At 65.2% G+C, this 20,774-nt stretch carries 18 protein-coding genes and 1 pseudogene; 15 read left to right on the plus strand and 4 right to left on the minus strand.

Annotated features, from left to right (window positions below):
• Nucleotides 1–2 precede the first annotated feature (2 nt).
• Entirely contained in the window at nucleotides 3–998 is a 996-nt protein-coding gene (locus tag JZY91_RS07590) for a nicotinate-nucleotide--dimethylbenzimidazole phosphoribosyltransferase (RefSeq protein WP_234947276.1), read from the plus strand.
• On the opposite strand, the gene JZY91_RS07595 is transcribed toward JZY91_RS07590, so the two are convergent.
• Nucleotides 995–2,095 carry a branched-chain amino acid aminotransferase gene (locus JZY91_RS07595; protein WP_234947278.1) on the minus strand — a complete coding sequence of 367 codons (1,101 nt, stop codon included), beginning with the start codon at nucleotides 2,093–2,095 and terminating at the stop codon, nucleotides 995–997. The genes JZY91_RS07590 and JZY91_RS07595 overlap by 4 nt on opposite strands.
• 88 nt (nucleotides 2,096–2,183) lie before the next feature.
• Here JZY91_RS07595 and JZY91_RS07600 point away from each other — a divergent pair, with 88 nt between their 5' ends.
• The gene (locus JZY91_RS07600; protein WP_234947280.1) at nucleotides 2,184–3,737 is read left to right on the plus strand and encodes a leucyl aminopeptidase; all 1,554 of its coding nucleotides are present in this window, start codon (nucleotides 2,184–2,186) and stop codon (nucleotides 3,735–3,737) included.
• A gap of 28 nt (nucleotides 3,738–3,765) precedes the next feature.
• Here the strand turns inward: JZY91_RS07600 and JZY91_RS07605 are convergent, their stop codons facing one another.
• On the minus strand, nucleotides 3,766–4,161 hold the full coding sequence (locus tag JZY91_RS07605; protein ID WP_234947282.1) for an oxidoreductase: 396 nt from the start codon (nucleotides 4,159–4,161) through the stop codon (nucleotides 3,766–3,768).
• Nucleotides 4,162–4,272: 111 nt separating this feature from the next.
• Between JZY91_RS07605 and sucB the strand changes: the two genes are divergently transcribed.
• The 5 genes and pseudogenes from sucB to gcvH all read left to right on the plus strand — a co-directional run bounded on the left by sucB (nucleotide 4,273) and on the right by gcvH (nucleotide 12,774).
• Nucleotides 4,273–6,585: a 2-oxoglutarate dehydrogenase, E2 component, dihydrolipoamide succinyltransferase gene (gene sucB / locus JZY91_RS07610; protein WP_234947284.1), complete on the plus strand. Its 2,313-nt coding sequence runs from the start codon at nucleotides 4,273–4,275 to the stop codon at nucleotides 6,583–6,585.
• 95 nt (nucleotides 6,586–6,680) lie between these two features.
• A complete protein-coding gene (locus JZY91_RS07615; RefSeq protein WP_234947285.1) occupies nucleotides 6,681–8,411 on the plus strand; it encodes a dihydroxyacetone kinase family protein in 1,731 nt (576 codons plus the stop codon).
• Nucleotides 8,412–8,457: 46 nt separating this feature from the next.
• Nucleotides 8,458–11,273 (plus strand): annotated as a pseudogene (gene gcvP, locus JZY91_RS07620) (aminomethyl-transferring glycine dehydrogenase).
• A gap of 23 nt (nucleotides 11,274–11,296) precedes the next feature.
• Nucleotides 11,297–12,382, plus strand: coding sequence for a glycine cleavage system aminomethyltransferase GcvT (gene gcvT / locus JZY91_RS07625; RefSeq protein WP_234947286.1), 1,086 nt, complete (start codon nucleotides 11,297–11,299; stop codon nucleotides 12,380–12,382).
• 5 nt (nucleotides 12,383–12,387) lie between these two features.
• Nucleotides 12,388–12,774 (plus strand): glycine cleavage system protein GcvH, encoded by a 387-nt coding sequence (gcvH, locus tag JZY91_RS07630; RefSeq protein WP_234947287.1) that lies wholly within the window; start codon nucleotides 12,388–12,390, stop codon nucleotides 12,772–12,774.
• A gap of 19 nt (nucleotides 12,775–12,793) precedes the next feature.
• Here the strand turns inward: gcvH and JZY91_RS07635 are convergent, their stop codons facing one another.
• Nucleotides 12,794–13,750 (minus strand): ornithine cyclodeaminase family protein, encoded by a 957-nt coding sequence (locus tag JZY91_RS07635; RefSeq protein WP_234947288.1) that lies wholly within the window; start codon nucleotides 13,748–13,750, stop codon nucleotides 12,794–12,796.
• Nucleotides 13,751–13,794: 44 nt separating this feature from the next.
• Between JZY91_RS07635 and lipB the strand changes: the two genes are divergently transcribed.
• From lipB to JZY91_RS07660, 5 genes are all read left to right on the plus strand, one after another.
• On the plus strand, nucleotides 13,795–14,586 hold the full coding sequence (lipB, locus tag JZY91_RS07640; RefSeq protein ID WP_234947289.1) for a lipoyl(octanoyl) transferase LipB: 792 nt from the start codon (nucleotides 13,795–13,797) through the stop codon (nucleotides 14,584–14,586).
• A 61-nt stretch (nucleotides 14,587–14,647) separates the two neighbouring features.
• Nucleotides 14,648–15,691 carry a lipoyl synthase gene (gene lipA / locus JZY91_RS07645; RefSeq protein ID WP_234947290.1) on the plus strand — a complete coding sequence of 348 codons (1,044 nt, stop codon included), beginning with the start codon at nucleotides 14,648–14,650 and terminating at the stop codon, nucleotides 15,689–15,691.
• A 90-nt stretch (nucleotides 15,692–15,781) separates the two neighbouring features.
• Nucleotides 15,782–16,579, plus strand: coding sequence for a DUF4191 domain-containing protein (locus JZY91_RS07650; protein ID WP_234947291.1), 798 nt, complete (start codon nucleotides 15,782–15,784; stop codon nucleotides 16,577–16,579).
• 84 nt (nucleotides 16,580–16,663) lie between these two features.
• Complete coding sequence (locus tag JZY91_RS07655; protein ID WP_234947292.1) at nucleotides 16,664–16,888, plus strand: threonine/serine exporter family protein; 225 nt, start codon at nucleotides 16,664–16,666, stop codon at nucleotides 16,886–16,888.
• A gap of 5 nt (nucleotides 16,889–16,893) precedes the next feature.
• Nucleotides 16,894–17,184 (plus strand): threonine/serine exporter family protein, encoded by a 291-nt coding sequence (locus JZY91_RS07660; protein WP_234947293.1) that lies wholly within the window; start codon nucleotides 16,894–16,896, stop codon nucleotides 17,182–17,184.
• A gap of 28 nt (nucleotides 17,185–17,212) precedes the next feature.
• Here JZY91_RS07660 and JZY91_RS07665 read toward each other — a convergent pair whose 3' ends face one another.
• Complete coding sequence (locus tag JZY91_RS07665; RefSeq protein WP_234947294.1) at nucleotides 17,213–17,686, minus strand: RDD family protein; 474 nt, start codon at nucleotides 17,684–17,686, stop codon at nucleotides 17,213–17,215.
• 98 nt (nucleotides 17,687–17,784) lie between these two features.
• On the opposite strand from JZY91_RS07665, the gene glnA reads away from it, so the two are divergent.
• The 3 genes from glnA to JZY91_RS07680 all read left to right on the plus strand — a co-directional run bounded on the left by glnA (nucleotide 17,785) and on the right by JZY91_RS07680 (nucleotide 20,709).
• The gene (gene glnA / locus JZY91_RS07670; protein WP_234947295.1) at nucleotides 17,785–19,221 is read left to right on the plus strand and encodes a type I glutamate--ammonia ligase; all 1,437 of its coding nucleotides are present in this window, start codon (nucleotides 17,785–17,787) and stop codon (nucleotides 19,219–19,221) included.
• Between the two features lie 179 nt (nucleotides 19,222–19,400).
• A complete protein-coding gene (locus JZY91_RS07675; RefSeq protein ID WP_234947296.1) occupies nucleotides 19,401–20,192 on the plus strand; it encodes a hypothetical protein in 792 nt (263 codons plus the stop codon).
• Entirely contained in the window at nucleotides 20,182–20,709 is a 528-nt protein-coding gene (locus JZY91_RS07680) for a PIN domain-containing protein (protein ID WP_234947297.1), read from the plus strand. The genes JZY91_RS07675 and JZY91_RS07680 overlap by 11 nt, the downstream gene beginning before the upstream one ends.
• The last annotated feature ends 65 nt before the right edge of the window (nucleotides 20,710–20,774 follow it).

Below are 20,774 nucleotides of genomic sequence, written 5' to 3' on the forward strand. Positions count from 1 at the left end.
CGGTGGCATTCGAATTCGCTCCAGTCGATTCCCCCGAAGAATCCCGCTCCCGCGCCGTACTCGCCGCGCTCAACAGCTCTGTGGCTGGGCGCTCGTTTGGCCGCCTCGCCTCCATCGGCGCATGGGTGGCTGCTGTACAGGGCGAAGCCCGCCCGCGCCCGTTCGACCGCGCCCGGGCCGTCATCGTCGCCGGCAATCATGGCATCGCGCAGCGCGGGGTCTCCGCGTGGACCGCGGACGCCGCACACAAGCAGTGCGAGGAGATCGCCGCCGGCGGGGGTCCCGTCAACTCCGCCGCGCGCCTTGCCGGGGCGAGCGTCCGGCTTATCGACGATTATTTGCACACCCCGACGGGAGCCATCGACGTGGAGCCGGCGATGAGCCTGGAGGCATGCCTCGCAGCGCTTGAGCTCGGGAAAACAATCGCAGACCAGGAAATTGACGCGGGCACTGATCTCATCGTCCCAGGTGACGTGGGCGTGGGAAACACCACCGTCGCCGCCGCTCTCTACGGCGTGTGCACCCGCACCGAGCCGGCGCAGGCAATCGGCCGCGGCTCCGGCATTAGCGACGAGGTGTGGAAAACCAAGGTCGCCGCAGTGCGCGACGCAATGTTCCGGGCGCGGGGGTTTAGGGACGATCTCGAACGGGTGATGGCGGAAATATCGGGCCCAGACTTCGCATGCCTGGTGGGCTTGATCGCGCAATCCGCTGCGCGCCGCACGCCGGTGTTGATTGACGGCGCGTATCCCGCCGTCGCCGCCTACGTGGCAGAGCGCCTGGCCCCCGGCACCAAGCGGTGGCTCATCGCAGGTCAGCTCTCGCCCGAGCCGGCGCACCTGACGTGCGTGCAGGCGCTGGGTCTCACACCTGTGCTCGCCCTGGACATGGTGACGGGCCAGGCAGCGGGAGCCCTCGCAGCCCTGCCCACCATGAATCTGGCCGCCGAGCTGGTGGGAGACCTGCTCGACGGCGCCGCACCTGAGTCCGGAAGCTAGACCAAGCGGTAGTTCCAGCCGTGGCGGTCCTCTTCCGTGCCGTTCTGGATGGCGCGGAGGTGCTCGCGCAGCTCCATGGTGATCGGGCCGGCCTCGTTGTTGTTGATCTCAAACTCACCGTGGGCGCTCAGCACCCTGCCGACCGGGGTAATCACCGCAGCCGTGCCGCAAGCCAGCGTCTCGGTGATCTTGCCGGAGGCCACGCCGTCCCTCCATTCGTCGACAGTAATGCGGCGCTCCTCGGTGCCGTAGCCCAAGTCCTCCGCCACCTGCAGGATGGACTTGCGGGTGATGCCGGCGAGCAGAGAGCCGGACAGCGCAGGGGTGATCACCTTGGCGTCCTTGCCCTCGCCCTCGACGAACATGAGGTTCATGCCGCCCATCTCTTCGATGTATTTGCGCTCGATGGCATCCAGCCAAACCACCTGGTCGCAGCCCTTCTCCTGCGCCTGGGCCTGGGCCAGGAGGGAACCGGCATAGTTGCCGCCGAACTTTGCGTCGCCGGTGCCGCCCGGCGCGGCGCGGACGTACTCCTCGGAGATCCACACGCTCACCGGCTTGATGCCGCCGGAGAAGTATGCGCCAGCCGGAGAGGCAATCACGTAGTAGCTGTAGCTGTGGGAGGGCTTCACGCCCAGGGTGTGCTCAGTGCCGATCATGAAGGGGCGCAGGTACAGGCTGGCCTCGCCGCCCGCGGCCGGAACCCAGTCCTGGTCGATGGTCACAAGCTGTTTAATGGACTCGATGAACAGCTCCTCCGGCAGCTCCGGCATGGCAAGACGGCGCGCCGAGTACTGGAAGCGCGCGGCGTTCTGGTCCGGGCGGAAGGTGGTGATGGTGCCGTCTTCGTGGCGGTAGGCCTTCAGGCCCTCGAAGATGGCCTGGCCGTAGTGCAGCACGTTCGTGGAGGGATCGAGCTCAATCGGGCCGTACGCGCGCACCTGGGCGTTGTGCCAGCCCTCATCCTCGGTCCAGTCGATGGAGACCATGTGGTCCGTGAACTTCTGGCCAAACGCGGGGCTTTCCAGAATCGCGCCGCGCTCATTGTCGCTCAAAAGGTGGTCACTCTTGGTTGTGGTGAATTCGATCGCTGCCATGTTTCAACCTTACCTCTGGGCATAACCAGTCGCGGGTACGCTCGGGTGGCAGCATCTGACCCTGCCTACAGAAAGGTGTGCCACAGTAATGGCGTTTGATATCTCGCTTCCCGCTCGCGGAACCACCGTTTCCATCGATTTCGCGTCCGAGGCCCCGCAGGACGCCGCCCGACTCATCCCGGTTGCACGGGGCGAGGACGGCCTAGAACTTCCGGTCACCGCGCTTGCGGCAGAGGGCATCCTGGATGCGCTGGCAACCGTCGGCGCGACTGGCAAGGCCGGCGAGACTGTGCGCGTGCTTGTCGACGGTGCTTTGTACATCTCCCTGGGACTCGGCGACGCGGATGAGATTGATGATGAAGCTGTGCGCCGCGCGTTCGGTGCAGGCGCCCGCTCCCTGTCCGGTGTCACCGCCGCCGCGGTGTCCACCGAGTTCGGTGTCGGCCCTGTGGTGGAGGGCCTGCTGCTGGGCGGCTACGCCTACAACGGCCTGAAGTCCCTCGCGGAGGAGAAGTCCTCCGCGAGGGAGAAGTCCACCGCGGCGGAGAAGGATGAAGACACCCAGGTGACGGTGACGCTGGTCGGCCGCCCGGGCGACGGCGACGCCGAAGAGGATGTCCGCGACGAGATCGCGTTCTATGAGACCATCGCGGAGTCCGTGAACCTAGCCCGCGACCTGGTGAACACCCCGGCGAACTTCCTGTACCCGGAGTCCTACGCCGCCATCATCTCCGAAGTTGCCCAGGAAGTCGGGCTGGAGGTCGAGGTCTTCGAGGAGGACAAGCTGCGCGAGCTCGGCTTCGGCGGGATCCTCGCCGTTGGTGCCGGCTCCCAGCGCGCGCCGCGCCTGGTGCACCTGACCTGGAACCCGGAGGGCGCAGAGACCAAGGTGGCGCTGGTGGGCAAGGGCATCACCTTCGACACCGGCGGCATCTCCCTGAAGCCGGGCGCGAAGATGGAAGACATGATCTCCGACATGGGTGGCTCCGCTGCACAGTTCGCCGCGATCGTCGCCGCAGCCCGTATTGGCGTGGACCTGCGCATTGACGCGTGGCTGCCGCTGGCGGAGAACATGCCCTCCGGCTCCGCCACCCGCCCAGGCGATGTGATCACCCACTACGGCGGTAAAACCTGCGAGGTGCTGAACACCGACGCGGAGGGGCGCTTGGTGCTGGCGGACGCGATTGCGCGTGCCTGCGAGGACAAGCCGGAGTACCTCATTGAGGCAGCCACCCTGACCGGCGCGCAGCTGGTGGCGCTTGGCACCCGCACGACCGCTGTGATGGGTTCGGACGAGTTCCGCGACCTCGTCGCAGAGGTTGGCCAGCTGGTCGGCGAACCGGCGTGGCCGATGCCGCTTCTGGAAGAGCAGGAGGAGGAACTGAAGTCCCCGTCCGCCGACCTGCGCAACATCCACAACGCCCGCACCGGCGGCATGTGCTTCGCGGGGCTCTACCTCTCCCAGTTCGTGCCGGAGGAGACGGAGTGGGTGCACATGGACATCGCCGGCCCGGCGTGGAACGGCGGCAGCGCCTACGGCTACACGCCGAAGCGGGCGACGGGTGCGCCGGTTCGAACGATCGTCGAAACGCTCCTGCAGATCGATTGCGGGCTCGAGCTTGCCGACGACAGTGAGGAGTAACCGCCCGGATGCCTAAGCATCCGCGCCGTTAGGAATACGGGTTTTCGCCGCGCTCGAACTTGGCGCGGCGTTCCTTTTGCTCCGCCCGTTTGCGCAGGATGCGCTCCTGCTCCATCTTTTTGCGCATGCGGTCTGGGTAGCCGGTCTCCTCGACGTCGTAAAGCGAAATGCCCAGCAGTTTCGCCACTGCGTCGATGCCTTTCGGCCCGCCGATGCGGCGGCGGGTGTAGTTGCCTGCCTCGTCCACCAGCACCACGGACATTTCGTTGACCAGCGTCTCCGGCTCAACGAACCCTTCCACGAACGCGCGCCCCTGGACCCACTGGCTCAGGTAGGCCGCGTCCTCCTCGCGGATCGTCTCGCCGGGGCCGCGGGGCGGGGCGAAATTCGACGTTCGCTTGCCTTTGCCGAAGAGGTTGAACACGTGAGGCAGTGTACGGGAAAAGCCTCCCCCCGCAGCCCACGGGCGGGCGGGAATCCGGGTACGATTTGAAGCCGTATACCTACCAACAACTTCCATGAGGAGACTTGAAACATGGCGCACTCAGTAGAGATGCCCGAGCTGGGCGAGTCGGTAACCGAAGGCACGATTACGACGTGGCTGAAGGAAGTCGGCGACACCGTTGAGGTAGACGAGCCGCTGCTCGAGGTCTCTACCGACAAGGTGGACACCGAGATCCCGTCCCCGGTCGCCGGTGTGATCCTTGAGATCAAGGCAGAAGAGGACGACACCGTTGAGGTGGGCGATGTCATCGTGATCATCGGCGAGGAGGGCGAAGAGGCCGGCTCCTCCGACGACGCGGATGAGGCTGAAGAGGCAGACGACGCTGTTGAGGCTGAGAAGCCTGAGGCCAAGGTCGAGGACGCGGACGAGGACACCAAGAAGGACGTAGAGAAGTCCGCCAAGGGCTCCTCTTCCGGTTCCGCGACGGACGTTGAGATGCCGGAGCTGGGCGAGTCCGTGACCGAGGGCACCATCACCACTTGGCTGAAGGAAGTCGGCGACACCGTTGAGGTAGACGAGCCGCTGCTGGAGGTTTCCACCGACAAGGTTGACACCGAGATCCCGTCCCCGGTCGCCGGCACCCTGATCGAGATCCTGGCTGAAGAGGACGACACCGTTGAGGTGGGCGACGTGATCGCCCGCATCGGTGACGCTGACGCAGCTGCTTCCTCCAATGATGCTGATGACTCTGACGACTCCGCAGAGGAGGACGAGGAGAACCGCGGCGAGGACAACGTCGCAGACGAGGACGAAGAGGTCAAGGACTCCAACTCCGCTGAGGGCGAGGGCGACAACCCGGCTGACGCTCCGAAGAAGTCCGAGGACAAGTCCTCCTCCAAGAACCTGAAGGGTTCCGGCAACTCCACCAAGGTTGAGATGCCGGAGCTGGGCGAGTCCGTCACCGAGGGCACCATCACCACCTGGCTCAAGTCCGTGGGCGACATGGTCGAGGTGGATGAGCCGCTGCTGGAGGTCTCCACCGACAAGGTTGACACCGAGATCCCGTCGCCGGTTGAAGGCACCATCCTGGAGATCCTGGCTGAGGAGGACGACACCGTTGAGGTGGGTGACGTAATCGCCATCATCGGTGACGCTGAGGCTGCCGCGTCCGACTCCGACGACGCTGATGACTCCGACGCTGCTGACGCTGAGGCAGAGTCTGCGGACGACTCCAAGGAGCTCGAGGAGGACGACGCAAAGGCTGAGGAGCGCGCAGAGGCCAAGAAGGCTGAGCAGGCTGAAGAGTCCAAGGACGAGAAGCCGGCGAAGGAAGCAAAGGGCTCCGCAAAGAACGAGCGCTCCGAGGAGGATGCCAAGGAGGACAAGGAGACCGCTGAGCCGGGTTCCAACACCTCCGCGAAGCTCGAGGGCCGCGGCGACAAGGTGCCGTACGTGACCCCGCTGGTGCGCAAGCTGGCTGAGAAGCACGGTGTGGACCTCAACTCCATCGAGGGCACCGGCGTTGGCGGCCGCATCCGCAAGCAGGATGTCATCGCCGCTGCCGAGGGCGGCGTAAAGGACGAGGCTCCGGCGGAGGCCAAGGGCCAGGAGCAGGAGGCAGCCGCACCGAAGGGCGAGCGCGCAAACTGGTCCACCAAGTCCGTGGACCCGGCCAAGCAGGAGCTCATTGGCACCACCCAGAAGGTCAACCGCATCCGCGAGATCACCGCTGCCAAGATGGTGGAGTCCCTGCAGACCTCCGCGCAGCTCACCCACGTGCAGGAGGTGGATGTCACCCGCGTTGCGGAGCTGCGCAAGCGTGTGAAGCCGGCCTTCGTGGAGAAGCACGGCGCCAACATCACGTACCTGGCGTTCTTCGTCAAGGCTGCCGCAGAGGCTCTGGTGCTGCACCCGAACGTCAACGCGTCCTACAACGCGGATGACAAGACCATCACCTACCACCCGGACGTGAACATCGGCATCGCCGTGGACACCCCGCAGGGCCTGCTGGTGCCGGTGATCAAGAAGGCGCAGGAGAAGAACATCGCCGAGATTGCCAAGGCGATCGCTGACCTGGCTGACCGCGCACGCAACAAGAAGCTGCGTCCGGACGACCTGTCCGGCGCAACCTTCACGGTGACCAACATCGGCTCCGAGGGCGCGCTGCTGGATACCCCGGTGCTCACCCCGCCGCAGGCCGGCATCCTGGGCACCGCCGCGATTGAGAAGCGCCCGGTGATTGTCACCGAGGACGGCATCGACTCCATCGCCATCCGCCAGATGTGCTACCTGCCGTTCACCTACGACCACCAGCTGGTTGACGGTGCGGACGCTGGCCGCTTCGTGTCCACCATCAAGGACCGCATTGAGACCGCAGACTTCGAGGACGACCTCGGCCTGTAATCTCTCAAGCCCCCTCACCCGGTTTCGCGCACGCCGCGAGGCCGGGTTTCGGCATTCCGGGGGTAATTTGCGCCATCTGCCTACACTGGAGAGGCATGGCACAGGACAACCAGCAGCAGACGTTCAAATCCTTCCGCAACGACAAGTCCGACTTCATGGCAGAAGCCCTCGGTGGGCTGGTAGCAGCGCACCCCCACGCCGAATGGCACGACGAGGGCTTCATCGCGCTCACTGAGCGCGAGAGTGATCGCGTTGCCGTCATCTCCGGCGGCGGCTCCGGTCACGAGCCGATGCACGCCGGGTTTGTCGGCGCGGGCATGCTGGACGCCGCCTGCCCCGGTCTCCTCTTCACCTCCCCCAACGCCGTGCAGATCACTGCGGCGACGGAGTGGGCGGATCAGGGCGCCGGCGTGGTGCACGTGGTGAAGAACTACACCGGCGACGTCATGAACTTCACTGTGGCCGCCAACACTGTTGAAGGTGAGGTGAAGCAGGTCCTGGTGGCGGATGATGTGGCCACCGAGATTGAGGACGACGATTCCCCAGGTCGCCGCGGCACCGGCGCTACGATCATCGTTGAAAAGATCGCGGGCGCGGCAGCTGCTCGGGGTGACGCGTTGGAGGACGTGGCCAAGGTTGCGCAACGGGCCGCCGACCAGTCCCGTTCGATGGCCGTGGCGCTGCAGCCGGGCCATTTGCCGACGAATGATCGTGAGACCTTCAGCTTGGAGGAGCAGGAGATTGAGGTCGGCGTGGGCATCCACGGAGAGCCGGGCGTGGAGCGCCGCGACCAGTCAGATGAGCAGCCCAGCGCGCGGGCATTGGTGGAGGAGCTGCTGGACGGCATCCTCTCCTCCCTGAAGGACGCGGATGAGAACAGCGTGGATCCGGACGGTGCGGAGGTCATGCTCTTTGTCAACGGCCTCGGCGGCACGAGCGAGCTCGAGCTCGACTTGGTTTTCGGCGAGGCGCTGCGCCAGCTCGCGGACCGCGGGGTCACGGTCCGCCGCGGCATGCGGGGCTCCCTGGTCACGTCCCTGAACATGGCGGGCATTTCCCTCACGGTCACGGTGGTGGATGAGGAGCTGCTGGAGCTTATCGACGCTCCGACGGACGCACCCGCCTGGCCCGCCGTGGTGCAGGACCCCGCCTTCGCGCCGGCGAAGAGCGTGGATGACAAGGAGCAGCCGAGCGAGGGCGAGGAGAATGCGTGGCTGAGTGCGTTCGTCGATAGGCTCTCCGGCGCATTCGATGACCTCACTGAGCTGGACCGCACTGCGGGCGACGGGGACTTCGGCAACAACATGGAGGCCGCCTTCGGCGACGTGGAAACGCCGCTGAAGGGCTCCGATGCGGAGCTGTTGGAGTTCTTCGCCCACCGGATGCTGGTGCGGGCCGGCGGCACGTCCGGCGCGGTGCTGGGCACGTTCTTCCGCGAGATGGGCGAGGTGTTCGCTGAGGCAGAGGTGGATTCCCGCACCGCGGACGCAAGTGAGTTCGCCGCAACCCTGTCGAAGGCGCTCAGCACCGGTGTGGACGCGGTGACGGAGCTCGGCGGGGCGAAGGAGGGCGACAACACCGTGGTCGACGCGCTTGCCCCAGCTGCCCGTGCTGCCGAAGAGGTGGCGGACGGCTCGCCCGAATCGGTCGAGGCGGTGCTGGAGCAGGTCTTCGACCCGGCTGTGGAGGGCGCGAAATCCACCCGCGGCATGCAGGCGAAGAAGGGCCGCGCCTCCTACATCGGCGAGTCCGCGTCCGAGGTGCCGGACCCGGGCGCGATTGCAGTGACGTGGCTGTTCGGCGAAGCAGGGGTGGATGAGTTCTAACGAGCGGGGTTAGCCCTTGTCCACGCCTCCTATACTGGGCATGAATATGCTTGCCGCCCAGCGTAAGGAGTTCTCGTTGGACTACATTTCCCGCCACATCGGCCCCACCCAGGATGAGGACCAGCGGATGCTGGATGCCCTCGGGTACGCATCCCTGGACGCACTTGTGGAAGCTGCGATTCCAGCCGGCATCCTGAAAGATGGCCCGTTTGAGCTGCCCGCCCCGCTCACGGAATATGAGGCGCAGGAGCGCCTGCGTGGGCTTGCCGCCAAGAACACCGTGCTTAAGGCGTTCTACGGCCAGGGCTTCAGCTCGACGCTGACGCCGCCGGTGATCCGCCGCGGCGTGGTGGAGGATGCCGGCTGGTACACCGCCTACACCCCGTACCAGCCGGAAATTTCCCAGGGTCGCCTTGAGGCGCTGCTCAACTTCCAGACCCTGGTGCAGGACCTGACCGGGCTGGACATCGCCAACGCTTCCCTGCTGGATGAGGCCTCCGCCGCCGCCGAGGCCGTGGCACTGATGTCCCGCGTGGTGAAGAAGGGGCGCCGGGTGCTTCTCGACGCTCGCTTGCACCCCCAGGTGATCAACGTCGCCGCGGAGCGCGCCCGCGCATTCGACCTTGAGGTTGAGGTGCTCAACCTCACCGAGGGCGTGGTGGGCGAGGATATCGTCGGCGCCGTCATCGCCTACCCGGGCACGGAGGGCGACATCGCTGACCCGCGCGCCGTGATCGAGGCGATCCATGAGCGCGGCGGCTTGGTCTGCGTGGACGCGGACATCCTGGCCCTCACCCTCATCGAGTCCCCCGGCGAGCTGGGTGCGGATATCGCCGCCAGCTGCCGGGCCGCCTGGTGGGCGTGTCCAAGGACGCGGAGGGCTACCCGGCGTACCGCCTGGCACTGCAGACCCGCGAGCAGCACATTCGCCGCGAGAAGGCGACCTCCAACATCTGCACCGCCCAGGCGCTCCTGGCAGTCACCGCCTCCATGTACGCGGTGTACCACGGCCCGGCTGGCCTGAAGGCGATCGCGGAGACCATCCACGCCAACGCCACCCGCTTCGCAGCCAGCATCGAGGCGGCCGGCCAGACTGTCCGCCACCAGAACTTCTTCGACACTGTTGTGGTTGAGGGTGGCGAAGGTGTCGTCGAAAAGCTGGCGCAGGCCGGGTACCTGGTGCGCCAGCTGGACGGCGCTGTGGCCGTGAGCTTCGGCGAGGACTGCGATGAGGAAGACCTCGCGGCCCTGCTCGAGGGCTTTGGGGTCGCCGAGGTGGCGTCCGCAAGCGAAAGTAAGCTCCCGCAAGCCCTTGTCCGCGAGACGGCGTACCTCACGCACGAGGTGTTCAACACCGTCAACTCTGAGACCCAGATGATGCGCTACATCCGCAAGCTGGGCGACAAGGACTTGGCGCTGGACCGCACCATGATTCCGCTCGGATCCTGCACCATGAAGCTGAACCCGACGGCTGGTGTGGAGACGATTACCTGGCCGGGCTTTGCCAACATCCACCCGTTCACGCCGGACGAGTACACGGCGGGCTGGCGCGAGCTGATTGAGGAGCTGGCTTCGTGGCTGGTGGAGATCACGGGCTATGACGCGGTGAGCATGCAGCCGAACTCCGGCGCGACCGGTGAGCTGGCCGGCCTTCTTGCCATCCGCCAGTACCACCTCTCCCGCGGCGATGAGGCACGCGATATCTGCATCATCCCGGCGTCCGCGCACGGCACCAACGCGGCGAGCGCGATGATGGCGAACCTGCGCGTGGTTGTGGTCAAGACGGCGGATGACGGCTCGATTGATCTCGAGGACCTGGACGCCAAGATTGCGCAGCACGCGGAGAAGATCGCCGCGATCATGATCACCTACCCGTCCACGCACGGCGTGTACGAGGACACGGTGCGCGAGGTGTGCGAGAAGGTCCACGCCGTGGGTGGCCAGGTGTACATCGACGGCGCCAACATGAACGCCCTGACCGGAATCGCCCGCCCGGGCGACTTCGGCGGCGATGTCAGCCACCTGAACTTGCACAAGACGTTCACCATCCCGCACGGCGGCGGCGGCCCGGGCGTTGGCCCGATCGGCGTGGGCAAGCACCTCATCCCGTTCCTGCCGTCTGACCCCAACACCGCGCCGAACACGTCCGGCGACACCGCGGCACACGGCGTGCCGGTGGCCGGCACCTACTACGGCTCCGCCGGTGTCATGCAGATTCCGTGGGCCTACATCGCCATGAGCGGCGCCGACGGCCTGCGCTCCGCAACCGCGCACGCGGTGCTGACGGCGAACTACGTGGCGCACGAGCTTAACGACGCATTCCCGGTCCTCTACACCGGCGCGAACGGCCTGGTGGGCCACGAGTGCATCCTGGACCTGCGCGACATCACCGCGCAGTCCGGCGTGACCGCGGCGGACGTGGCCAAGCGCCTGGTGGACTACGGCTTCCACGCCCCCACCCTGGCGTTCCCGGTGGCCGGCACCCTGATGGTGGAGCCGACGGAGTCCGAGGACCTGGGCGAGCTGGACCGCTTCATCGAGGCAATGCGCTCCATCCGCGCGGAGATCCAGGAGATCATCGACGGCAAGGTTGAGTACGAGAAGTCCGTGATCCACAACGCGCCGTACACCGCGCACTCAGTGGTGCGCGACGAGTGGCCGTACGAGTTCACCCGCGAGCAGGCTGCCTACCCGGTGGACTCCCTCACCCACGCGAAGTACTTCCCGCCGGTGCGCCGTATCGACGAAGCATATGGCGACCGCAACCTGATCTGCGCCTGCCCGCCGCCGGAGGCCTTCGACATCACCCCTGAGGTGGTCGAGGAGATCGACGTGACCGTCACCGAAGAGAACAAGAAGTAGAGAAGTTAAGGAGCTTTCAAGCGATGCCACAGACCCCGCTGCACACCACCCACGAAGCCCTGGGTGCCAGCTTCACCGATTTCGGCGGCTGGACCATGCCGCTGAAGTACGGCTCCGAGCTCGAAGAGCACCGCGCCGTGCGCACTGGCGTCGGCATCTTCGACCTCTCCCACATGGGCGAGATTGATGTCAAGGGCCCGGATGCCGGCGCCTTCCTGGATTACGCCCTCATCTCCTCCATGTCCAACCTCAAGGTGGGCAAGGCGAAGTACTCCATGATCGTGGCCGAGGACGGCGGCATCTTGGATGACCTGATCACCTACAAGTTCGCCGAGGACCACTTCATGGTGGTGCCCAACGCCGCGAACACCGACGTGGTGTGGGAGGCCTTCCAGGCCCGCAAGGGTGATTTCGACGTGGAGCTGCGCAACGACTCCCAGGCCGTCGCGCTGGTTGCGGTCCAGGGACCGGGTTCGCTCGAGGTGCTCACTCCCCTGCTTGCCGACGATCCCTCGCCCCTCGCCTACTACTCCGGCGCGTGGACCACGCTGAAGGCGAACGGCCGCGATGTCGAGGTCTTTGTGGCCCGCACCGGCTACACCGGTGAGGACGGCTTCGAGCTGTTCTGCATGTTCGAGGACGCGCAGGCTGTGTGGGACGCGGTCATCGACCACGGCACGCCGTGCGGCCTGGCAGCGCGCGACTCGCTGCGCCTCGAGGCATCGATGCCGCTCTACGGCCATGAGCTGACCACCGAGATCACCCCGGTGGAGGCAGGCATGGGCCGCGCATTTGCCAAGAAGGAAGCGGACTTCGTGGGCAAGGACGCGCTCATCGGCCGCGAGCCGAGCGTGGTCATCGCGGGCCTCACCTCCACGGAGCGCCGCGCGGCCCGCGAGGGCGCGGAGGTGTTCCTCGCAGGCTCGGAGGACCGCATCGGCGTGGTCACCTCCGGCCAGCCGTCGCCCACCCTGGGCCACCCGGTGGCGCTTGCCCACCTGGACCCGGCGCACGCGGAAATTGGCACCGAAGTGGAGATTGACATTCGCGGACGCCGCTATCCGTTTACTATCAGTGCAACACCGTTCTACTCTCGAAAGGAAGCGTAAGGCCGATGGCTCTGCAGCCCGATTTCTACTACTCCGAGGACCACGAGTGGATCAACGCCACCCCGGAGACTGCGGTGGGCGCCACCGTGCGCGTGGGCATCACCAACGTTGCCGCTGACCGCCTGGGCGAGGTTGTCTTCGCCGAGCTGCCGGCAGTGGGCGACACCGTCACCGCTGGCGAGACCTGCGGCGAGATCGAGTCCACCAAGAGTGTGTCCGACCTCTACTCCCCCGTCACCGGCACCGTCACCGCGGTGAACGAGGACATTGACGGCGCGTACGAGGCCATCAACAACGACCCGTTCGGCGCCGGTTGGCTCTTCGAGGTTGAGGTTGAGGAGGTCGGCCCGCTGATGACGGCGGACGACTACGCGGCCGCCAACGGCGTCTAACCCTTTCCGCTTAGTGCTTTTACGTGGTGGCGGCTGTGGCTTGATATGCCATGGCCGCCACCACTACGTCTTCCCAGGGCATGCCGGTGGTCTTGAACACCACGCGGCCGGTCCGCTTCGTGGCTGGAGATGCCGCAGCTACGCCATCCGCAGCTGTGCCATCCACAGCGTCCTTCCACGCGATGAGGTCGGATGCCTGGATGTGGCCCTCCTTGATTGCCAGGACCACGTCGCCGGCTTCGCGCAGCGCCACCTCCACGTCTTCCACAATCACGGTGGCCCCCGCGAACACGTCGCCCGCCAGTTCGCGCGTGTCCGCCGTGTGCGCGCCCATCGCCACCACGATCGCGTCCTCGCGCAGTTGCGCCGCCGTCACAATCGGCTGGGTGGCCGAGGTCGCCGTGATCACCAACCCGGCGGCGCCCAGCGCGGCGTCCGCCTCCGCACTACCGGACTCGCACCACGCCTCGAGGTCCTCCGGCTTCGACCTGCCGATGTAGGTAACCTCCACGTCGCGCACGCCGTCCAGCACGTCGCGCAGCGCATCCTCGTGCGCCCGCGCCTGCAGGCCGGTGCCCATGATCACGGCCTTGAGCGGCTCGCCAGACTGCACCAGGAAATCCCGCACCCCCGCGAGCGACACTGCCGGTGTCCTAAGCGCTGTCAACGCGGCCCCGTCGATGGTGGCGACGGGGGCCATCGAGTGAGCGTCGAAAAGCAAGTAGGAGCCCTGGATGAGTGGGATGGCGCGGGAGGCGGCATCGCTAGCGAGCGAGAGCACCTTGACGCCAAAGAAGTCCGCGACGCTGGCGGGCATGAGCATCATGGTGCCGCCGGAGACGTCGTAGCGCGTGCGCGGGAGGTCTAAAGCGGGGTCGAAACCGGCGCGCAGCGCATCGATGAGCGCGTCAACGGCCTGAGCTGGGCTGACGCGGCGGAAAAGCTCGTCCTGGCTGATGAATTCGGGGGCTCCCATTCGGCTGTCCTTTCGCGTTTGTGGGCGGGGCTACACTGCCCAGTATGACTGCACCGCGCGACCCGTTCTTCCCCGCAGACAAATCCATCCGGGCTTCCTCCGCGCCTATCGACGTCCGCTCGATGGGTCTCATCGATTACCAGGAGGCGTGGGACATCCAGGCGGAGATCGCGGCAAAGCGCGCGAAAGACGAGGTGGGCGACACAATCCTGGTGCTGGAGCACCCCTCTACGTTCACCGCGGGCAAGCGCACGCAGCCGGTGGATATGCCGGATCCGTCCTACCCCGTGCCGGTGGTGGGCGTGGACCGCGGCGGGCGCATCACGTGGCACGGCGAGGGCCAGCTGGTGGTCTACCCCATCATCAAACTCGCCGAGCCGGTGGACGTGGTGGATTACGTGCGCCGCTTGGAGGAAGCGCTGATCGAGGCCGTGCGCCGGGCCGGGGTGGGCACTGCCGGGCGTATCGACGGCCGCTCCGGAGTCTGGGTGCCCGGCACCACGCGTGCGGCGGATCCGGCGGCGTCCACGCGGGACCGGAAGGTGGCGGCGCTTGGCATCCGCATCACCCGCGGGGTGACCATGCACGGGCTGAGCCTGAACTGCAACAACACGCTCGACCACTACAACCACATCGTGGCCTGCGGCATCGATGATGCGGACGTGACCACCATGAGCCTGGAGCTGGGCCGCGATGTCACGCCGGCGGAGATGACGCCGCCGGTGATCGACGCGCTGGAGCGGGCACTGGCGGGCGAGCTTGTGGTTGCAGACCACTCCTTCGGGTCTGCCCCGGATCCGTCGAAAGGCCTGCGTAAGCGCCCGAAGCAAGGCTAGCCTTCGCACGGCCCACTGCGTCCCGGACGGCGTTCTTGACAGCGTTGTTACGGTAGGAGACGTGACTATCGCACCTGAAGGGCGGAAACTGCTCCGCATTGAGAAGCGCAACGCAGAGACGCCGATTGAGACCAAGCCGCGGTGGATCCGCAACGCGGTGAAGACCGGTCCTGAATATGAGGACATGAAGAAGAAGGTCAAGGGTGCGTCCCTGCACACCGTGTGCCAGGAGGCGGGCTGCCCCAACATCCACGAGTGCTGGGAATCCCGCGAGGCCACCTTCCTCATCGGCGGCGCGAACTGCTCCCGCCGCTGCGATTTCTGCCAGATCAACTCCGCGAAGCCGGAGCCGCTGGACCGCGATGAGCCGCAGCGCGTGGCGGAATCCGTGCGCGAGATGAACCTGAACTACTCCACCATCACGGGCGTCACCCGCGATGACCTGGAGGATGAGGGCGCGTGGCTGTACGCCGAGGTGGTGCGCAAGATCCACGAGCTGAACCCGCACACTGGTGTGGAGAACCTCACCCCGGATTTCTCCGGCAAGGCTGACCTGCTCCAGGAGGTCTTCGAGGCCCGCCCGGAGGTGTTCGCGCACAACGTGGAGACGGTGCCGCGCATTTTCAAGCGCATCCGCCCAGCCTTCCGCTACGACCGCTCCCTGGACGTGATCCGCCAGGCGCGCGACTTCGGCCTGATCACCAAGTCCAACCTGATCCTGGGTATGGGCGAGACGCAGGAAGAGGTCATGCAGGCGCTGCAGGACCTGGTGGATGCCGGCACCGACATCATCACCATCACCCAATACTTGCGCCCGGGCCCGATGTACCACCCGATCGACCGCTGGGTGAAGCCGGAAGAGTTCATCGAGTACCGCGATGCTGCGTATGAAATGGGCTTCGGCGCCGTCATGTCCGGCCCGCTGGTGCGCTCCTCCTACCGCGCCGGCAAGCTGTACGTGGAGGCTATGCAGCACCGCGGCCTGGAGCTGCCGGAGAACCTGAAGCACCTGGCGGAGACGTCCCAGGGCGATACCGCCCAGGAGGCCTCTACCCTGCTGGCCAAGTACGGCGAGAGCAAGGACACCCCGGTTACCGCTCGCTAGGCTCGTGCGCGCCTGAGCTCGGAGAGGCCGCGAGGCGCGCGCCCGTGGCCTCTTTGGTCGCGTAAGGCGCGGTGACCTAGAGTAGGCCACATGGCGAAGCAGGACACCAGCGCACAGAAGGCCGCCCAAAAGGCGGCGAAGAAGGAGCAGCGCGCGGCGAAGCGCGCGAAGGGCAAGCAAACGCGTAGCCAGGTGTGGCAGGCGTTCAACATCCAGCGCAAGCGGGATAAGAAGCTGCTGCCCTACATGCTCCTCGCCTTCCTTGGCATGGGCCTTGCGTTCTTCCTCATCGGCCTGCTCTGGGACGGCCAGTGGTACATGCTCTTCCTGGGCCTTTTGATGGGTGCAGTGCTGGCCATGTTCATCTTCTCCCGCCGCCTCGAGGGCTCCATGTATGACGAGGTGGGCGACACCCCCGGCGCCGCCGGCTGGACGCTGGAGAACATGCGCAACACCATGGGCATTGTCTGGCTGACCAAGAACGGCGTGCAGGCCAACACGCACATGGACACCGTGCACCGCGTGGTGGGCAACCCGGGCGTGATCCTGGTCGGCGAGGGCAACCCGAACCGCCTCAAGCCGCTCATGGCCAAGGAGCACAAGCGCGTTGACCGCCTGCTGGCGGGCGTGCCCATCTTCGAGGTCTACGCCGGCGAGGGCGAGGGCCAGGTGCGCGTGCGGGACCTGCAGAAGCACCTGCTCAAGCTGCCGAAGAACTACAAGAAGGAAGAGGTCTACGGCCTTTCCGCAAAGCTGGATGCGATGGATGCCCGCACCCGTCCCGGCCAGGTGCCGGGCCTGCCTGGCGGCCCGATGCCGAAGCAGGCCCAGAGCATGGCCGGCATGAACCGCAAGATGCGCCGAATGCAGCAGCGCCAGGGCAAGTAGCTACTCGACGTATCGCTTGGAACCCAACCCGCAGCACCTCCCCGGTGCTGCGGGTTTTGCCATCTCGCCATAGAGTGAGCTGGCGTGGCTGACAATCACGTTGAGTTTGCCCAAGAGGCGAACACTGCTCTGCGTTTCGGCATGTTGCTGCTCTCCGCGGGCGCATCGAGCTACCGGGTGATCCGCGCGGTGAAGCGCTGCGCCCGCTCCCTCGGCTTCGATAAGGCCGACGTCTTGGTCGGTTTCAACACCATCAGCTGCACGTTCCACCACGGCGAGGAGTTCCGCACTGTGTCGCCGCGCTGGTGATCGGCTTGTTCGGTAGCCGCCTAGGCATCTACGCATCTGTACCGCGCGTGACGGTGACCATCCCGTCGGCAGTGGTGATGATCCCGGGCACCACGATCTACCGTGCCGTACACAACTTCGCCGTCGGCAATACCCCTGTCGCCCTGTTCGCGGTTGTGGATGTCACCCTGAACGTCCTCTTCATCGCGGGCGGCCTGATCATCGCCCGCCTGATCACAGATCCGGACTGGGCATTCTCCCACCACATCAACTTCGGCAAGGTACTGGACGGAGACGTGCGGCCGATTAATAGCTGACGGCGAAAAGCGGACGTCGAAAAGCGAGCTAAGCCCTGATGACGGTGGTGTTGGTGGCGCGGTCGTGCATGCCGCGACCGTCCGCGTCCACCAGCGCGGCGGGGAGGATGAAGCCGGTGAGGATGGTGCGCAACGCCGCCCGCCAGAAGCCAACCGGGGCCTCCGCGTCCACGCGCGCGACACCCATGCCCAGCATCGCCATGCCCGGCGTCTTGGCGAAGAGCCAGCCGGTGAGGATGCCCAGGGCGAGCCACAGCAGGTAGGTCAGCGTCGCGCGATCCCCCAGCGCGTCCGTGTTCATGGTGATCATGGTGGCGGCGACAAGGCAGATCAACCAGTCAATGATCACGCCGCCCATGCGCCGCGCCACCGAAGCCTGCGACCCCGGACCCTCTTTCGGCATGCCGAGGAACTGGCCCGGGTACTCCGGAATCACGTCCTCGCCGGTGAACTGGTTGGGCAGTTCCGGTCCTTCGCGCCAGCTTCCTCCGCTCTTAGCCATGCCTTACATCGTAGCGGCCTGGTTTTGGTTAACGGCGATGCGGGGCGAGTCCGTTAAGCTGGACCGCATCGCGAAACATAGACCCAAAGGAGCGAGCAATGGCCTTCAGCAATATTGAGGAAGCCAAGAAATTCATCGCCGACGAGGGGGTGGAGTTTGTGGATGTCCGCTTTACGGATGTCCCGGGTAATGAGCACCACTTCTCCATCCCCGCATCCATGTTCGACGAGGACATGATGGAGGAGGGCCTTGCTTTCGACGGATCTTCGATCCGCGGCTTTACGACGATTGAAGAGTCCGACATGATCCTCATGCCGGACCTGGCCACCGCCAAGCTGGACCTGTTCCGCTCCACCAAGACGCTGAACGTGAAGTTCTTTGTCAACGACCCGTTCACGCACGAGGCTTTCTCCCGCGATCCGCGCAACGTGGCCCGCAAGGCGGAGGAGTACCTGGCTTCCACCGGCATCGCGGACACCTGCTTCTTTGGCGCGGAGGCGGAGTTCTACCTCTTCGACTCCATCCGCTACGAGGTGGAGGGCAACCACGCGTTCTACGAGATCGACGCCGAGGAAGGCTGGTGGAACCGCGGCAACGAGGTGGAGCCGAACGGCGGCCCGAACCTGGGCTACAAGAACCGCTGGAAGGGCGGCTACTTCCCCGTCCCGCCGTACGACAAGACCGTTGAGGTGCGCGACGCGATGGTGCGCAACCTTGCCCAGTCCGGCTTCGATATCGAGCGCTTCCACCGCGAGGTGGGCAACGGCGGCCAGCAGGAGATCAACTACCGCTTCAACACCCTGCTGCACGCTGCGGATGACCTGCAGGACTTCAAATACATTGTGAAGAACACCGCCACCCAGTTTGGCAAGACGGCGACGTTCATGCCGAAGCCGCTGGCCGGCGACAACGGCTCCGGCATGCACGCCCACCAGTCCCTGTGGAAGGACGGGGAGCCGCTGTTTTACGACGAGTCCGGCTACGGCGGCCTCTCCGACATCGCCCGCTGGTACATCGGCGGCATCCTGGAGCACGCCGGCGCCGTGCTGGCGTTCACCAACCCGACGCTGAACTCCTACCACCGCCTGGTGCCGGGCTTCGAGGCCCCGATCAACCTGGTGTACTCCCAGCGCAACCGCTCCGCCGCGATCCGCATCCCGATCACCGGCGCGAACCCGAAGGCCAAGCGCATTGAGTTCCGCGCACCGGACCCGTCCGGCAACCCGTACTTCGGCTTCGCCGCCATGATGATGGCCGGCCTGGACGGCGTGAAGAACCGCATCGAGCCGCACGCCCCGGTGGACAAGGACCTCTACGAGCTCCCGCCGGAGGAGGCCAAGGAAATTCCGCAGGCCCCGACGTCCCTCGAGGCTTCCCTGGCCGCGCTGGAGGAGGACCACGACTTCCTCACCGAAGGTGACGTCTTCACCGAGGACCTGCTCGAGGCGTACGTGCGCCTGAAGGTTGAGGGCGAGATCGCACCGGCCCGCCTGCGCCCGACGCCGCTGGAGTTCGAGCTGTACTTCGACTGCTAGGGGTTGTGACCGGACGCTGGGACATCGGAGCCCCGGTCACACAACCCAGAACTTCGAACCCCGAGTTTCCGTCCAGTGCACAGGATGCTCGGGGTTCATTGCTCCCGCCGATCATCTCGGCCCTCCCTATTCGCGGATAGACTCCAGGAAAGAAAGCGAAACACTCGTAGGAGGTGACCATGAAGGACCGCAGCCCGAACAAAGAAGCGCGCAATGCCATAGAGCTCAAGCTCAATGGCGAGCTGGAGGCGATCGACGCCAAAACTGTCGCTGATGGGATCGAACTTCTGAGAAAGCTCGTGGGTAGTTTCGATCCCAGCGGGGCCCCGGTCAAAATGGCATCACTCCGAACGGGCAGCACTGTGACCGGCGTGGCGGCTCCACCAGAAGCCGAGGAGTCTATTCTCCACGCCATCGAAATGATCCGTGCAAACCAAGTGCTGCCAGCAAACTGGTCATCTAAGCAAGCAGACCTGTTGCGTGAACTGACCAAGCTCTCCAGCCGAAGTGGCGTTGAATCGGCTGAGATCGTGGGGCGGACTAACAACCGTTCATCCCAACTCGACTCGGTTCTCATGGAATCCATTCAGGAAGCGATGAGAAAGACCCCCATTTCAATCGGATCAGTGGTGGGCAAGCTCTATAGCTATCAAGACAGCGCAAAAGGTCTCAGCGCACGGTTGCGAGACGCATTGACCAATGAGGACGTTCGTGTGACTTTTGGCGAAGACCTCGATGCATCCATCCGTAGGAACCTCAGGAATGTCGTCGAAATCTCGGGACTTCTGAAGCGGCATCCTGAGACCAACTCACCAGAGGAAATCGAAGCCAAAAGCGTAGATGCAGTTTCGGCGAAGCCGGCTCTCGCCTCCGGCCGCGGCATCTGGAGGCGGTTGAAGGATGAAGGTGTGACAACGCACGACATCATGCGCGAACTTCGCTCAGAGGAGTCGAGCGCCTATGGCTCATAGGGAAAAGCCCGTCCGCGTTGCCATTGACTCATGTCTCTTCATTAGCCTATTCCTCGACGAAGACGAGAGTCTCAACGACCGAACAGAGGCCGTGCTTGGATACGACGGTTACGAGATAGTTCTGTCAACGCTGGTGGGCATCGAGGCTGTTGGTGGCAACGGGATGCGTCAAGGAGCTAATGCGGGCCCTATTAATACTGAGGAAATTCAAGCGGCGCGGTACTTTTTCGATAACGCCAACGTCTTGTGGATGGAAGTGAACCGACGGGTTATGCTCCGCGCCCGCGACTACTGCACAAACCTCCTCATCAAGCCACCCGATGCGACGGTCTTGGCTTGCGCGGTCGAGTCAGGCTGCAAGCACCTGTTTACCAACGATCGTCTTCTTATAAAGCGCTCAGAATCAATTCCAGAGATCGAGATCGGCCTTCCTCCCGAGCTTTCATTCTTCCCCGGAGAAGAAAAGGGATTCGTTATGCCCGATGAACCTGGCGGAGACGCTGGATTGCCTGACTAGCGAAAGCGTTGACCACGCTTGGACGAGAGAAGGTCTCCAATCTTAAGTAGAGTTTGACATGTCTT

It is taken from the genome of Corynebacterium sp. CNCTC7651 (assembly GCF_021496665.1).
GTDB lineage: Bacteria > Actinomycetota > Actinomycetes > Mycobacteriales > Mycobacteriaceae > Corynebacterium.